The sequence below is a fragment of the Siminovitchia fortis genome, assembly GCF_007681465.1.
GTDB lineage: Bacteria > Bacillota > Bacilli > Bacillales > Bacillaceae_C > Siminovitchia > Siminovitchia fortis.
In genome coordinates this window covers 1-14,360 of the sequence record NZ_VEKZ01000075.1, presented here as the reverse complement: position 1 = coordinate 14,360, position 14,360 = coordinate 1, and the positions used below count along the sequence as shown (strand labels likewise).

General features: G+C 43.3%; 16 protein-coding genes and 1 pseudogene. 2 read left to right on the top strand and 15 right to left on the bottom strand.

Annotated features, from left to right (window positions below; translation table 11 throughout):
- Positions 1-115 precede the first annotated feature (115 nt).
- The 5 genes from FS666_RS17475 to FS666_RS17455 all read right to left on the bottom strand — a co-directional run bounded on the left by FS666_RS17475 (position 116) and on the right by FS666_RS17455 (position 6,997).
- Entirely contained in the window at positions 116-631 is a 516-nt protein-coding gene (locus FS666_RS17475; RefSeq protein ID WP_120073295.1) for a YtxH domain-containing protein, read from the bottom strand.
- A 32-nt stretch (positions 632-663) separates the two neighbouring features.
- Entirely contained in the window at positions 664-1,170 is a 507-nt protein-coding gene (locus tag FS666_RS17470; protein WP_244943948.1) for a DUF948 domain-containing protein, read from the bottom strand.
- A gap of 344 nt (positions 1,171-1,514) precedes the next feature.
- Positions 1,515-2,834 carry a UDP-N-acetylmuramate--L-alanine ligase gene (gene murC / locus FS666_RS17465; RefSeq protein ID WP_120073291.1) on the bottom strand — a complete coding sequence of 440 codons (1,320 nt, stop codon included), beginning with the start codon at positions 2,832-2,834 and terminating at the stop codon, positions 1,515-1,517.
- A gap of 200 nt (positions 2,835-3,034) precedes the next feature.
- Positions 3,035-4,132, bottom strand: a complete 1,098-nt coding sequence (locus tag FS666_RS17460; RefSeq protein WP_120073288.1) for a nicotinate phosphoribosyltransferase — start codon at positions 4,130-4,132, stop codon at positions 3,035-3,037.
- An 87-nt stretch (positions 4,133-4,219) separates the two neighbouring features.
- The gene (locus FS666_RS17455) at positions 4,220-6,997 is read right to left on the bottom strand and encodes a DNA translocase FtsK (RefSeq protein ID WP_144462453.1); all 2,778 of its coding nucleotides are present in this window, start codon (positions 6,995-6,997) and stop codon (positions 4,220-4,222) included.
- Between the two features lie 122 nt (positions 6,998-7,119).
- On the opposite strand from FS666_RS17455, the gene FS666_RS17450 reads away from it, so the two are divergent.
- Entirely contained in the window at positions 7,120-7,626 is a 507-nt protein-coding gene (locus tag FS666_RS17450; RefSeq protein ID WP_144462455.1) for a YhcN/YlaJ family sporulation lipoprotein, read from the top strand.
- A gap of 57 nt (positions 7,627-7,683) precedes the next feature.
- Here the strand turns inward: FS666_RS17450 and FS666_RS17445 are convergent, their stop codons facing one another.
- The 8 genes from FS666_RS17445 to sigY form a co-directional block, all read right to left on the bottom strand.
- On the bottom strand, positions 7,684-7,950 hold the full coding sequence (locus FS666_RS17445) for a YciI family protein (RefSeq protein ID WP_120073282.1): 267 nt from the start codon (positions 7,948-7,950) through the stop codon (positions 7,684-7,686).
- An 80-nt stretch (positions 7,951-8,030) separates the two neighbouring features.
- Entirely contained in the window at positions 8,031-8,993 is a 963-nt protein-coding gene (locus tag FS666_RS17440) for a 2-hydroxyacid dehydrogenase (RefSeq protein ID WP_144462457.1), read from the bottom strand.
- A gap of 166 nt (positions 8,994-9,159) precedes the next feature.
- Positions 9,160-9,936 carry an ABC transporter permease gene (locus tag FS666_RS17435; RefSeq protein ID WP_120073278.1) on the bottom strand — a complete coding sequence of 259 codons (777 nt, stop codon included), beginning with the start codon at positions 9,934-9,936 and terminating at the stop codon, positions 9,160-9,162.
- Complete coding sequence (locus tag FS666_RS17430) at positions 9,933-10,823, bottom strand: ABC transporter ATP-binding protein (protein WP_120073275.1); 891 nt, start codon at positions 10,821-10,823, stop codon at positions 9,933-9,935. The genes FS666_RS17435 and FS666_RS17430 overlap by 4 nt, the downstream gene beginning before the upstream one ends.
- A 13-nt stretch (positions 10,824-10,836) precedes the next feature.
- Positions 10,837-11,028, bottom strand: coding sequence for a PLDc N-terminal domain-containing protein (locus FS666_RS17425; protein WP_120073273.1), 192 nt, complete (start codon positions 11,026-11,028; stop codon positions 10,837-10,839).
- A gap of 15 nt (positions 11,029-11,043) precedes the next feature.
- Positions 11,044-11,244 (bottom strand): transcriptional regulator, encoded by a 201-nt coding sequence (locus FS666_RS17420; protein ID WP_120073270.1) that lies wholly within the window; start codon positions 11,242-11,244, stop codon positions 11,044-11,046.
- A complete protein-coding gene (locus tag FS666_RS17415; RefSeq protein ID WP_120073267.1) occupies positions 11,234-11,569 on the bottom strand; it encodes a YxlC family protein in 336 nt (111 codons plus the stop codon). Before FS666_RS17415 ends, FS666_RS17420 begins: the two co-directional genes overlap by 11 nt.
- Positions 11,566-12,087 (bottom strand): RNA polymerase sigma factor SigY, encoded by a 522-nt coding sequence (gene sigY / locus FS666_RS17410; protein ID WP_120073264.1) that lies wholly within the window; start codon positions 12,085-12,087, stop codon positions 11,566-11,568. The genes FS666_RS17415 and sigY overlap by 4 nt, the downstream gene beginning before the upstream one ends.
- 156 nt (positions 12,088-12,243) lie before the next feature.
- Between sigY and FS666_RS17405 the strand changes: the two genes are divergently transcribed.
- Positions 12,244-13,416 (top strand): hypothetical protein, encoded by a 1,173-nt coding sequence (locus tag FS666_RS17405; protein ID WP_120073262.1) that lies wholly within the window; start codon positions 12,244-12,246, stop codon positions 13,414-13,416.
- A gap of 100 nt (positions 13,417-13,516) precedes the next feature.
- Here the strand turns inward: FS666_RS17405 and FS666_RS20370 are convergent.
- Positions 13,517-13,645 (bottom strand): annotated as a pseudogene (locus FS666_RS20370) (metallothiol transferase FosB); the annotation flags it as partial.
- A gap of 50 nt (positions 13,646-13,695) precedes the next feature.
- A complete protein-coding gene (locus tag FS666_RS17395) occupies positions 13,696-14,115 on the bottom strand; it encodes a universal stress protein (RefSeq protein ID WP_120073260.1) in 420 nt (139 codons plus the stop codon).
- Between the last annotated feature and the right edge of the window lie 245 nt (positions 14,116-14,360).

The following is a 14,360-nucleotide window of genomic DNA, read 5'->3' as shown; positions in this document are numbered from 1 at the left end:
GCGCTCGTCTTATGCTTGTCGCCGATAAGCAGGCACTCTCCGCCTTTCCTTATCCTTTATCTCATTACGTAGTGCTCCAGTTTGTACGTCGCTAAACGGGCGCTTGCGCTTTTCTTTATGGATTCATGGAGTTATTCACTTGGTCCGCCAATTGCTCCGCCTTTTGGGTTACTTCATCATCTGCTTGCGAAGCTGCTGATTGGGCCTGGTCAACAGCTTTTTTTGTATTGTCTGCGGTCAAGTCAACTGTTTTATGCACGGTATCCTGTAAATCGTCCGCACCTTTTTTTGCATTTTCCGCTACTTCGTCGACCGCTGTTTTAGCCGTATTGCGGAATTGGTCCGCTTTATCTTTCACTGTTTCAGCGAGGTTTGCACCCTTATCCATTGCCGTCTGGCGAATTTGGTTCGTTTTTTCCATTGCGGTGGATGTCAGATCTGAACTTTTTTCCATGACCGTCTCTTTCCATTCACCGGATTTTTCTTTCAGATTATCCACCTGTTCGCTTAAATCACCGCGCAGTTCCTTGCCGGATTTCGGAGCGACCAATAAAGCAGTAGCTGCTCCTACAATGCTTCCCACTAATATTCCTGTCAGAAAATTCCCAGTACCTTTTTCTTGATTGTTCATTCTTTTTCATCCTCCTTAAAAGATTATTTACCTTAACCTCTTCCGCCTTCCAACTGTTGAGTATGGATTACAACCTCCGATTGGCTATCCTTCTTTTTGTCTCTTGTTTTTTTCTTGTCTGTCCATTTGTCTTTCAGTTCTTTCAAAGCTGTGCCCCATTGAACAATCTGGATGATTTTATCTTCGTTTCTTACTACAGCGGAAGATACGGATCTCGTTACCTTTTGCAATGAAGAATTCAGATCCGAAACCGTATTTCCTACGCCTTGAACAGCATGTCCGACACCTTGTATGCCATCAACCACCGTTTCGAGCTTCTCCGTTTTTTGCTGAATATCTTCAGCCAGGGCGTTCGTTTTATGTAGAAGCATCGTTGTTTCACCCGTAACCCCTTTTAATTGGTTTTCAAGGCCATCCAATGTTTCAGACACACTTTCCAATGTCACTTTTACTGCTGTTAATGTTTTTGTCAAGCTGATTACGAGAATCAGAAATGCAATCGCTATTAAAGCAACACTTAAGTAAAGAATAATGATCATCACTTCCACACCTCCTGTATACATCAACTCTACCCCTGTTTATTATAAAATAAACAGACAGTTATACATCTTCTTTGCTAAACACAATTTTCCCTTTATTTTTCTTAAAAAAACACAAAATCTTCATTTTTTCTATTTAAAATTGGGATAATTTATCGCCATTAATATCAAAGGGAAATAATTTGGTTTTGGCCGCCGGAAGGAATCATTCAATTGACCGAAATTGCGGTTTATCTCCCTTACCAAGAATCTCAGATAAAATTTTCCATGACAAGTTATACCTTTTTATCTTTTAAAAAAGAAGATGCGGGAAACGCATCTTCTTTCGACAGGCTCCGGGCTGCCTATTGAGCTTTTTTCAGCTGCTGTTGCAGCAGGTTTTCGTAAGCGACCTGGAATTTCTGTATATCTCCCGCTCCCATGAAAATAAGTACCGAATCATCAAGCATCAAAAGAGGGGATGTGTCCTCTTCTTGAAGGATTTCGGCCCCTTCTATTCTTGCTTTCAAATCGTCTATTGTCAGTTCACCGTGATTTTCGCGGGCCGAACCGAAGATGTCACATAAGTATACCTGATTTGCTTCGCCTAAACTTTCACCAAACTCCTGCAAAAATGTCCGGGTTCTTGTAAAAGTATGCGGCTGGAACACAGCAACAATCGGACGATCCGGATATTTCTGCTTTGCTGCACTAATCGTCGCTTTGATCTCGGCAGGATGATGGGCGTAATCATCAATGAGGATTTGGCTGCCAAGACGCTTCTCGGTAAACCGCCGCTTCACTCCATTGAATGTCAATAATTGCTGCTGCAAAATTTTTGTGTCCAGCTCTTCATAGTGACAAAGTGCAATGACAGCGAGCGCATTTAAAATATTATGATCCCCGTATGCGGGAATTTCAAAAGATGCATAAAAATGATTGCGGACAAAAACATCAAATTTTGTCCCGGCTGTTGATTTCTCGATATTGCGTGCCTGGAAATCGTTTCCTTCGCCAAAGCCATAGAACAGGACGGGGACGCCTGCCTGGATCTTTTGCAGCTGCTCATCATCACCGAAAGCAATGATCGCCTTATTGACCTGCAGGGCCATCTCTTGAAAAGCCTGGAATACATCGTCCACATTGGCAAAGTAATCAGGATGGTCAAAGTCAATATTTGTCATAATAGCGTAATCCGGGTGGTATGATAAAAAGTGCCTGCGGTATTCGCATGCTTCAAATACAAAATAAGCCGCATCCTTTTCCCCTTTTCCCGTACCATCGCCAATCAGGAATGAGGTGGGCTTTGCCCCTTTCATCACATGGGCAAGGAGACCGGTCGTTGAAGTTTTTCCATGTGACCCAGTAACCCCGATGCTTGTAAATTTTTTCATGTACTCGCCCAAAAATGTGTGATAGCGGATGACCTCAATTCCCTGTTTCAATGCCTCATCGATTTCTTCGTGTGCATCTGAAAAAGCATTTCCTGCAATTACGGTCATTCCGGGTTTTATATTTTCACGATTAAAAGGTAAAATTTTAATTTTCAAATCATCAAGCGCTTCTTGGGTGAAGAAATATTTTTCCACGTCGGACCCCTGCACTTTATATCCAGAATTGTGAAGAATTTGTGCGAGAGCGCTCATTCCGGTGCCCTTGATACCGACGAAATGGTATACAGTCATAGCAGAACCTCCAGCGATCGTCTATCTGTATGTATTATATGAAAAACATTGAGATTTGCTCAAATGCTATTCAAAGCCTTGGTTTCCTTATTATAAACTGCCGGCTGTACTCGTATGTAAGCATTACAGATAGTTTTTTTATTATGCCATTATATCATTGATCCGAAACAGTTACTATTCATTCTCAATCTCACGGGAAATCAATCAACTTTTTCAAGACGCGGATTGGGGCGGTAGCGTCTTCCCGCCTTGGCGGAATGCTCCCCGTTTAACAATACACAGTCCCCAGTAAAGCCGATGTTGATTTTCAGCAAGCTGCTGCCGATCCCATACATATCAACCGGGACTCCCATATTTTCAAACTCGGTAATTCTCTCCACATTGAAACCGCCTGAAACAACAATTTTGACATGTTGAAAACCTTCGCGATCCAAAGCTTCCCTTAAGGCAAAGATGAGCGTTGCATTTACTCCGCGGGGATCAAAGGTACCAAGCAAATGTTGATTTCTAAGAAAGTATTTATCGATCATGGTTCTCGATGTGTCTACCCGGACCCCTTTCAATGCCGGGCCGAATTCGCGGGCCAGCTTCAAAGAATCGGTGATGACATCATTGTTATAATCAACGAGAGATAATAGTTCGTCGTCGGGAAAAGTTTCATGGTATGCTTTTGTAGCTTCGACAATATCACCATTGAAAAGCTGAATCATCGCATGAGGCATCGTGCCCATGCCCTTTTTTCCCCACCATTCATTCATTGCAGGCGTTGCCTGTGCCGTCGAACCTCCGATATATGCCGCATATCCGTCCCCGGCCTGTTGTGTGAAGTGATCATCACGGTCTCCCATAAAAATCACCGGCTTCTGCCTGCCGGATATGGCTGCCGCTTTTGAAACGTTATAGACATTTGTTGCCACAGATGTACGCCTGGAAAGGATGCCGTCAATGATTCCCTCAAGGTACCCGAAGTCCTGGTAGGGACCCGTTACAGTAAGGACCGTTTCAAAAGGGGTTATCTTATCCCCGTCTTTCAGAGAATGGATTTCCAGGTTTTCAGGATCCTTCGCGAAATTTTTCAAGAGGGCGATAGCCTCGTCCGTACCGCATAGAACGGCGTCTTTTCTTTGAAAAAATTGCATGGTCACGATGTTGTCTTTTTTATAGCGCTCTGCGATTTCTCTTGTTTTTAAAAAATATACCGCAGAAAACCAGCCATCTTTCACACGCTCATCAAATTTAAATGTTTTATTGGTCAATCTTTTTATTTTGCCCTGAAGCTTCAGTTCGATTTCCTTCATGTCAGATACTCCTTGTGCTGCTTTAATCACCATTAAAAAAGGGGAAGCCTTTGTTCCCCATCATCAAATAGAATAACATTTTATCCTCTAATGTACTAGTGAATCTTTCAACGAATCGAGATCCGCCTCTTTTATGAGTACGTCCCGAGGCTTGCTTCCCTTTGCCCCGGAAATGACTCCTTGTTCCTCCATCATCTCCATCAATCTTGCAGCACGGTTATATCCAATTCTAAACTGTCTCTGTAATAATGAAGTAGAGGCATTTCCTTGTTTTACCACAAATTGGCATGCATCCAATAAAAGTTCATCTTCATTTTCCTGGATTTCAGCTTTCTTCAACAGTTCCTCCTGTTGAAAGATATAATTCGGCTTGCCTTGCTTGCGAACATGTTCAATGACCCGGTCAATCTCCTCATCTGACACGAATGTTCCCTGAAGCCGTACAGGCTTGACTGATCCGTTATTTAAAAACAGCATATCCCCGCGTCCGAGCAGCTTTTCAGCACCACTCACGTCAATGACTGTCCTTGAGTCCACTTGTGAGGAAACCGCAAAGGCGATTCTTGTCGGCACGTTCGCTTTGATCAGACCGGTGATGACGTCAACTGAAGGCCTTTGCGTAGCAATGAGCAAATGGATCCCGCATGCCCGTGCCTTTTGCGCAATCCGGCAAATGGACTCTTCTACTTCGGCAGGTGCCACCATCATCAAGTCAGCGAGTTCATCGATGATAATCACAATATATGGGAGATGTTCGCTTTTTTGACCTTTTGTTTCTGCCAGTTCGTTGAACCGGCCAATGTCGCGGACCCCGGCATGGACAAACAGTTCATAGCGCCTCTCCATTTCATCCACCGCCCATTTTAAAGCTGCCGTTGCCGCTTTTACATCGGTGATGACCGGGCTGACCAGGTGCGGAATATGATTGTATGGCGCAAGCTCTACCATTTTGGGATCAATGAGCATTAATTTCAGTTCATCAGGCCTTGCTTTATACAGCAGGCTGACAAGAATAGAGTTGATGCAGACACTTTTCCCTGATCCCGTAGCTCCCGCAATCAAACCATGGGGCATTTTCCGCAAATCCGTTACAACCGGATCTCCTGAAATGTCAAGTCCCAGCGCGGCGGTCAAAGGGGATTCTCCTTGTAAAAAGGCTGTTTTACCGATAATTTCACTTATTTGGACCGGCCGGCTCTCTTTGTTTGGCAGCTCAATTCCAATTGACCGCGTCCCGGGGATCGGGGCTTCCATCCGGATATCGCGTGCTGCCATGCTCAGCTTGATATCATTGCTCAAATTTGTGATCTTATTGACCTTGACCCCTTTATCCGGCTGTACTTCAAACCTCGTGACAGAAGGCCCCTGACTGGCTTTGACAACATGTGCCTTCACATTGAAGTTTTCCATCGTTTCATCAAGAAGGATCGTTTGTTCATTTAACCACTCTGTATTTTCTTCTTTAAAAACAGGCGGCTTAAGAAGCGACAGGGCCGGAAATTCATAATGCATCGTTTCCGGGATTTTCGTTTCTTTTACCGGCTTCGAAACGGCTTCACTCTTGCTTTTCTCCCTTTCTCTTTGCCTTTGCCATCTAGCCCTGTCCTGCGAAAGCATCAGCACATTAAATGGCAATTGCGATCTCGGCTTGCTGTTTGTACTTTCCTTGGCTGGTTCTTCAGCATTTAGTGGTTCTTCCAATTTCGGCTCCGTTGCTTCGGTTTCTTGACCCAAGGTCATTTCAACTGCAGCCGCTGTCTCTTCAAAAGCGTCCTCATCGGTCTTTCTGCTCTCTCCATCCATTGGCGCTTCATCGAAGGCCGGTCCTGGTTCAACATCAGGCTGGCTGGAAACCGGTATTTTTTCCTCCGGCATTTCTACTTCTTCGGTCAGTTCGTCTATTTCATCGATTTCTTCAGGAAAGGCTTGCTCTGGTTCAAATTTAAGCTGGCTTGAAGCAAGTGTCTCTTCACCCGGGTCGTCAATTTTTTCGCCTGGGGCCGGCTCTGCTTCAAATTCAGACTGCTTTGGAAAAGACATCTCTTCCCCCGATCCTTTTTCGATGGAGGTCAGCTTTTCCGTTTCATCGACTTCTTCAGCAAAAAACTGCTCTTCCTTTTCCCCGATTTCTTCGGATATTGCCATTTCGGCCTGTCCTTGATCCATCCATTTTTCCCCATTGGAAGCTTCATCATTTTCTTTAGAATCTGTATTTATTGACTCTGGTATTTCAAGTGATTCTCCTATCCCCTGGTTATGTGTCCATGTTTTTATTTCGATTGCACCAGTTTGCGATTCAGGTTCATTTTTTTCGTCCAAGTCCAATTCGGATCCGTTTGTCTTTGGCTCCACAGGCTGTTCTGCAAAAACTTCTTCCTCAGTCACCATCTCTAAATCCGGCTTGTGGTCTTCCTTCTCAAACCTTGTTTTCTGCTTAAAGTCAGTCAATTCAAATTCAGGTATTTTCGGTTTCGGGTTTTCTTTTCTTTCTATCGGCCGGTTAAATCCGTAAATGGGTGAAGGAATGTGCGTCGGCTCAAAGGGCTGGCTGTTTTTCGGCTCAATTTTTCTTCTCTTTTGTTCCGTTTTCTCCCCGCTGCTTTGGCTATTCTGTCTCTTTTCAGGGATTCTTTTTTCGTCTTTCTGCTCCCTTTGGACAGGCCTCTTCTGACTGCCTTCGACCGGTTTTCCTGGCTGGTCCTTGATTAACGGAAAACGGAATTCTCCTTTTGGATATTGGTAAATCATCCGGGTTATCATCTCATGCAGTTCATTTTTATGATGATCTTCTATATGTAATTCAGTTGGTTCATCCATTGTTTTATCTGATAAAAAATTTGAAAGAAATTTTTTCCACCAGTGCATATTCAATCACTCTTTCTTTCATTAAAGGTAATAACTGTCATCCATTCATTATAACAAAAAAACGAATAATAATTGATGGGTTTGGAACATTAAAAACGATTTTAAAAAAGGAGGTTACCTAAATGAAATTTATAAAACCGTTCATTTATGCAGGTTTGATATCTGTGGTATTGGCAGGCTGCGGCACCGCAAACAATAACGACCGATTTACAAGCGATGACAACCGTCCTCTTGGAGTCCGTTATAACCCTGACGACAACCGAAACAATGACAATACGGTGAACGATGATAACCAAAACATTGACCTTGCAGATGACGTTGCCGAAAAAGTGACAGACTTGAAAGAGGTTGATGATGCAATTGTCCTGGTAACGAACCGCAACGCCTACGTTGCAGTAAAGCTCAGTGACCAGGGAGACAGAAAGATGACTAAAGATGTACAGAAGAAAATTGCCCGGAAGGTCAGAGACACTAACCATAACTTTGATAATGTGTATATATCTGAAAACCCGGACTTCTACGACCATATGAGAAGATATGTAAACGACATCCGCAACGGCCGTCCGATCAGCGGTTTCTTTGATGAATTTACCGATATTGTACAGCGTGTATTTCCTAACGCAAGGTAGTACCCTAAAAAGCCGAAATTTCCATGTGAAATTTCGGCTTTTTTCATTTGTTGATAATTATGCGTCAGACACCATGTCCCACTCGTGTATTTCATAAGTTCTTGCATCGTTTACAACATAAGGATCTTGCTTTACCCACGATTCAACTTGTTCAAGGTTTTCTCCCTGATATATGACAAGGCCGCCTGCTCCATCTGTGAAACGGCCAAACATGGCCACTTTCTTTTCTTTTTTCATTCTTGCTAAAAATTCCAAGTGAGCCGGGCGGTGCTGCTGGGTTTTTTCTTCATCTTTCATTGGTAAAAAAACGGCGAAGTATTTCATTCTTTTCCCTCCACTTTTCTTTTATTGTGTAATTATATCACGCTCACTGGCCATGAGTAACAGCGGGTGATATTTTTGGTCTAGTTCACCCTCTTTACCTCACCGCTCCCAACAAGAAAGTTATGTAAGTTATTCGCAGCCAATTCTGCCATTTTCATTCTTGTTGCTATGCTGGCGCTCCCGATATGCGGCAACGTCACGACGTTCGGAAGCGTCAACAAGGGATGGCTTGGATCTATAGGTTCTTTTTCAAATACATCCAACCCTGCAGCCCATATCGTTTCATTTTTCAATGCATCATACAATGCGTCTTCATCTACAATCCCTCCGCGTGCTGTATTGATCAGTACAGCAGTCTTTTTCATAAGGGACAGTTCCTTGGCAGAGATCAGATGGTGGACTTCCTCACTGTATGGCAACAAAATGCTGATAAAATCGGATTCCCTTAAAACATCGTTAAGCTCCGCAAACCGGGCACCGGTTTCCCTTTCAGCATCAGGCTTTTGCGAGCGATTGTAATAAAGAATGTTCATCCCGAATCCTGCCGCCCGTTTTGCCACCGCCTGCCCGATTCGTCCGAAACCGATGATCCCAAGTGTTGCTCCATGAATATCCATTCCTGTCAATTGCATCGGTGACCATGTTTCCCATTTTCCATTGCGCAGATAATCCGATGCTTCAACCAGTCTTCTGGCTGTTGCCATCATCAAGGCAAATGTCAAATCTGCCGTTGTTTCCGTCAATACCCCCGGCGTATTCGTCACAACAATTTCCCTATTGGTCGCAGCATCCACATCGATATTATTATAGCCAACCGCCATGTTGCTGATGACTTTCAAGCCGGGAGCAGCATCCATCACCTCTTCATCAATCGTTTCGGTCAGCATGCAAAGCAGTCCTTGTACATCCTTTACTTTTTCAAGCAATACCTCCCTTGGAATTGCCTCCTCTTCCTGATCCCACATGTCAATATTAAATTCACCCTCCAGTTTCTTTACGATACCAGCGGGAAGCTTGCGCGTTATGTATATTTTTTCTTTCAAAATTTTCTGCTCCTTTCCATCTGCCTTTTTATCATCTTACCGTATTATTTCGACCACTTGCCATAAATCTCCTTTTTGGTACGATCACTGGTATTTACGAAAGTGGAGCTTTTATACGTGAGTGGGAGCGGCCGGTATGCCCTAAGCATCCGGCCGCTCCCACCGCTCAATAGATTTCGTATTTTTTAAAAGCAAAGGACGCCAATATGACCAATCCAATTATTAAGGCTATGCTTACAGACATCATCAAGCCAAAAGAGTCTTCCCATTTACCGGTCATTAGCATGCTGCCTGCCTGACTTTGGGCATTGGACGGACTCCAGCCCATAAATTTTGGAAAAAGTGAGCTGATAATGGAAAGCCCGGCAACAGCTATGATGCTCATCCCAGCGATTCCACCGTTTTTCTTCATGATTGTCCCAAGAAGAAGAGTAATGGACAGAGTAAATAAAATCCAAAGGCTGTACACTCCCAGACTTGTAATAAATCGATAAAAATCCACCTGATTGAATAAGAGGTTCGTATAATAATAGGCAAGTCCGTAGCTGAGCGCAAATGACAGCAGGAAAATCAAAGCCTGTGCCGCCCATTTGCTGGCAATATATTCAAAAGGTTCAACAGGCCGCGCCATCAGCAGCGAAAGTGAACCGCTGTTCCGCTCATTTGATACGACCCCCATTACGCTTAATACAAAAATTGCTGTACCGATCATACCGAATTGCGATAGCGTTCCCGCCAGGACTTCTTCGCCTGATGGAACAGGAATATCAATGATGGTCCCTTCAGGAAGATTGCCTGCCATGTCTAAAATCTCCGGCATGAAATACGTACTGATTGGCTGAGAAACTGTTAATAGGCACAAAACGACGGGAAGCCAAATAAGTTTCCTATCACGCCACGCTTCCAGCCATTCTTTTTTAAAAAGAGTAAAAAATGTGCTCATTGTTCCATCAACTCCAAATAAGCATCTTCCAATGTACGTCCCTTTTCGGAAAAGTGAGTGATTGTCAGTCCTTTATCTATGCAGTCACTCAGCAAACGATTCCGGCTTTCCGGGTTCCGCAGTGTGAATTCAACTGCCCTCGGTGATGAAAAAGAACATTCAGCAACATAGTTTTCAGTTCGCAGCCAATTTCCGATTTCTTCCTTTGTCTCTAACAACACATGATCTTCTCCCTGCCTCTTTCTTAAGTCAATAAGATTCCCGCACCATTTCATTTTTCCGCCTTTTAACATGACAATCTCATCACAAACCTGCTCGGCATCATGCAGCACATGAGTTGAAAATAATATCGCCATCTTCTTTTTCAGCTCATTCATCATTTCCAGTACATCCCTTCTCCCTGAAGGATCCAAAGCTGAAACCGGTTCGTCCAGTATCAATAGCTTCGGCTCATGGATCATTGCCTGGGCCAAGCCGAGGCGTTGCTTCATCCCTCCTGAAAAACCCCCGATTCTTTTGTTTTTAGCTTTTTCCAATCCTGCAAAAGAAAGCATTTCTTCAATTTTTCCCTGCAATTCTTTTTTTGGGACTTCCGAAAGCCTGCCGGCAAACTGCAAGTACTCTTTTGCACTCATCCAGGGAAAAAAAGCAGGATATTGCGGCAAATATCCAATTAACCGACGATTGATATTTTTCGTGCCCGAAAATCGGATGCTCCCCGAAGTCGGTGTCAATAACCCTGCGAGCATCTGCAATGTTGTTGTTTTCCCCGCTCCGTTCGGACCCAATAACGCGACACATTCATTTTCTTTTATATTCAAATCGAGTTGGGCGACCGCTGTATGATCCCCGAACTTTTTCGTTAACTTTTCTGCTGTCAATAACATGTAACGTCTTCTCCTATCCCTGTTTTTGCCGGCCGATGACAAAATAAAGTACTGGTCCAATCAGATTAATCAATAGAATAAGAAGGATCCACATCCATTTGGGTCCGTTTGTATTCTCTTCCTTTATACAGCTGACAAGCGCCGTAATCTTTAATATAAGATCTAAAATGACGATAGGAGCAATTAATTCCCATGGAAAATCCATAACCATCCCCCCAACCTAAAGTTTCATTTTTTTCCTATAAGGCCTGATGACGATGAAGTAATAAAATATGGACGGAAACGGGAACTGGATCAATCCCAATAACCCCCAAAACCAGGCGTATGCCCCTTTTTTCTTGGCATCTATAAAAAGAAGGATACTTTGTGTCAACATAATCGGCGATACCAAAACCAGTGCAAGCAGTTTCTCAGACTCCATCGTCCAACACCTCATTCGAGCTTCTGCGGCGTTTCTTTTCAGCAGCATAAATAAACGGAATCATAATAATAGCCAGTATTTGCCCCCACAAGAAGACTGTCGGCATCCTTAACGAGACAACGAAATAGGCGGCCAAGATCGTCAGCGCTGTAAAAATAAAAATTGCCAACTCTCGTTTCCACGCTTTTTTACGCCGGCTTTTGAATTCAGACAAAGCATTCATCAGCTCATATTGCTGGGGGACTTTGGCTTGATGAGCATCTTCCAGCCTTTTCATATCGCTCATTAACTGCTCAACCCATTCCTTTTCATTGCCTTCTTTCAATCTGACCACTCCTTTCGTATTTTGTTCAGCCCGTTATGCACACGTGACTTTACAGTCCCTTCTTTAATATTGAGCATCCTGGCAATCTCCGGATATGAATATCCATAATAATGCCTGAGCAGGATCGGAGCTTTCAATTCCGGATCAAGACCTGCGAACAGTTCCATATCTTCTGTCCAATCCTCCCCCTTCAAAGAGAGCTGCCACTTCATCTTTCGAACCGCTTCATTTCTTGCCTTTTCAAAAATTCGCCTATGTCTCATTTCTTTTCGCTGTTGGTCCATATACAGCCTTGAAGCTATCGAAATCAGCCAGGTCGAAAACTTTGATTCCCCTTTAAAACTGTGCAAATGAGTATATGCCTTGATCATTGTTTCTTGAATGAGATCTTCGGTGACATCCGGACGAAGGCTCAGCTTGATTAAATATTTATATAAAAGCAGATAATTTTCTTGGAAAAGTTTTGAAAATGCTTCGTCCTTTCCCTTTTTCGCTTCCTCGATAAGGTCCCTTTCCAACCAGCGCCAAGCCTCCTTTCCTTTGCCTTCAATAGTAAGACGTAAGTTTTGAACAAATCGTTCATTTTAATTTCAACATTTTTTACCCAGTCCTTTTTGTTTGCCTTAAATTTTAGAGGGTAAGTATCATGGAGAAAAACTTCTCAGGAGGTTTTTATGGAGGAAAAAACGGTTGGAATTGTCTCTTCACCAGAGCTGCCATCCACGATTGCCAACGCCATCAAAAAGCAATTGAAAAAAGACCTTTCCAGGTATATTGCAGATGGCAGATTTCAATGGCATGTGGAAATGGAGGTTGACCTGCTTGCGGGGGCAACCGAAAAGGTTGCAGAAGTGCTGGAGGAAACTGAACGGATCAAAATAAGAAACGGCTGGGACTATGCCATCTCCCTTACAGATCTGCCGGTATATAACGGAAGGTGCATCGTACTTGCCGATGCGAATGTAGATACATGCACAGCTCAAATATCTTTGCCTGCTTTCGGTTGGCTGCCGACGCCGAATCGGGTAAAAATCATCATGCTCCATATGATCAAGGAATTATATTTCCGGCATACGACAGACTTCAAAGCCGATGACCTGGCACAAAAAGGGATAGGTCCCAAAGAGCAGAGCGGCTTTCTTAATAAGCTGGAAAAACCTTTCCGTTTCTCCGCAGTACGCCGAATCGAATCGTCAAATCAAGCGGAGGAAACCGCCGTCCGCTTCATAATCGTTCCAAAAATCAATGGTTTGGCCAGAATTTTATTTGGCATGACCATCGCAAATCGTCCATGGACCATCCTGCCCTCTTTAAAAAATGTCGTGGCCATCGCTTTTGCTACCGGAGCCTACGGGCTTATTTTTCCGACGTTATGGAAACTCAGCGTTTCTTATGAAATATACCGCTTCATCGGTCTCACGGCAACTGCCGTTCTCGGGATGGTTGTTTGGATCATATTTTCCCATGATTTATGGGAGAAAAAGAACCTGGAGAACAAAAACCGGCTGAGATGGATGTATAATTCAACGACTATCCTTACTTTAGGAACGTCGGTCGTTATGTATTATATCGTATTATATTTGCTTTTCCTGATCGCCGTCTCTGTATTTGTGCCCCCGGATCTTTACCAGGCGGAAGCTGGTACAGATATAGGGCCGCTTAACTATTTAAAACTCGCCTGGCTCGTCACATCTGTTGCCACCTTCGCCGGAGCTATCGGCGCTGGACTTGAAAATCCTGAAAGAGTCCGGAAAAGCACATACAGTTACAGGCAATACAGCCGATATGAAGAAATGAAGGAAAAGGAAAAACAAGAAGACAGAAAGAGAAAAGCAACAGATGATTAGCGGGACACATTTTCCATTTTTTCATGAAGATACGGAAAGGAACCCTGCATCCCATTAAGCCTGAAAGGTTTTACCTCTTTCAAAAACTGATTGTCCCGCTTCATTCAAAAAATTCCATGTGGGTCTTTTCGTCTTTATAATAATCAAGCCTGTCTTGCAGGGTGCCCGTATGGAATTCAAATTTATGGCCATCCGGATCCGTAAAGTATATAGACTTTCTATCGGTTATTAAGAAAAAACTGATTTTCGCCCAATGGAAAATCAGTTTTTCATACTACTCTATTTAACAATTAAAACCGGGCTTTCAACCCTTTTAGCCACTTTATGGCTCACGCTCCCAAGGACCATTTCCTGGAGCGTATTTAAGCCTCTGCTTCCAATGATCACCATGTCGCAGGTACTTTTATTGGCGTATTCCACAATAGCAGGCCCCGGATCCCCCTGAAGGATTGTTAGTTTATAAGGAATTTCCCCTTTAACGAATACATCCTCAACCGGAACCAATTTTTTCCTTCTTTCAGCTTCCAGCACTTCTCCATCCTGACTTTGTAAAACCTCGCCTTTCGACTTTGAATAATCCATTGCATAAATGATCTCGACAACCGTACCTTCCGCTAATCGGGCAATTTTCGCCGCCTCTTCCGCTGCACGGATTGAGTTTTTTGATCCGTCGGCTGCTACTAACAATCGCTTGTACATTTCATTCCCTGCCTTTTTGTTAAAAATCCCCCTAAATTGCCTTCCCCTAATCTGCTAACTTTATATATTTTCTTTGACGTTACACATAATAACATAATCTGTAAAAATTTACAGCCATAATAAAAACTCACCCTATCAGATGAGTCTTTATTGCCTTATAAAGGAAAAGCTTGCCCTGTTTCATCCTGAATTACGAAAGTAAAATCTAGTAACTAAATACAAAAAGGGCTCCAGCCTTTGGTATA

Coding starts and splice junctions, on each gene's coding strand:
- FS666_RS17475 (WP_120073295.1), bottom strand. CDS start 631: ATGAACAATCAAGAAAAAGGTACTGGGAATTTTCTGACAGGAATATTA.
- FS666_RS17470 (WP_244943948.1), bottom strand. CDS start 1,170: ATGATCATTATTCTTTACTTAAGTGTTGCTTTAATAGCGATTGCATTT.
- murC (WP_120073291.1), bottom strand. CDS start 2,834: ATGACTGTATACCATTTCGTCGGTATCAAGGGCACCGGAATGAGCGCT.
- FS666_RS17460 (WP_120073288.1), bottom strand. CDS start 4,132: ATGAAGGAAATCGAACTGAAGCTTCAGGGCAAAATAAAAAGATTGACC.
- FS666_RS17455 (WP_144462453.1), bottom strand. CDS start 6,997: ATGCACTGGTGGAAAAAATTTCTTTCAAATTTTTTATCAGATAAAACA.
- FS666_RS17450 (WP_144462455.1), top strand. CDS start 7,120: ATGAAATTTATAAAACCGTTCATTTATGCAGGTTTGATATCTGTGGTA.
- FS666_RS17445 (WP_120073282.1), bottom strand. CDS start 7,950: ATGAAATACTTCGCCGTTTTTTTACCAATGAAAGATGAAGAAAAAACC.
- FS666_RS17435 (WP_120073278.1), bottom strand. CDS start 9,936: ATGAGCACATTTTTTACTCTTTTTAAAAAAGAATGGCTGGAAGCGTGG.
- FS666_RS17430 (WP_120073275.1), bottom strand. CDS start 10,823: ATGTTATTGACAGCAGAAAAGTTAACGAAAAAGTTCGGGGATCATACA.
- FS666_RS17425 (WP_120073273.1), bottom strand. CDS start 11,028: ATGGATTTTCCATGGGAATTAATTGCTCCTATCGTCATTTTAGATCTT.
- FS666_RS17420 (WP_120073270.1), bottom strand. CDS start 11,244: ATGGAGTCTGAGAAACTGCTTGCACTGGTTTTGGTATCGCCGATTATG.
- FS666_RS17405 (WP_120073262.1), top strand. CDS start 12,244: ATGGAGGAAAAAACGGTTGGAATTGTCTCTTCACCAGAGCTGCCATCC.
- FS666_RS17395 (WP_120073260.1), bottom strand. CDS start 14,115: ATGTACAAGCGATTGTTAGTAGCAGCCGACGGATCAAAAAACTCAATC.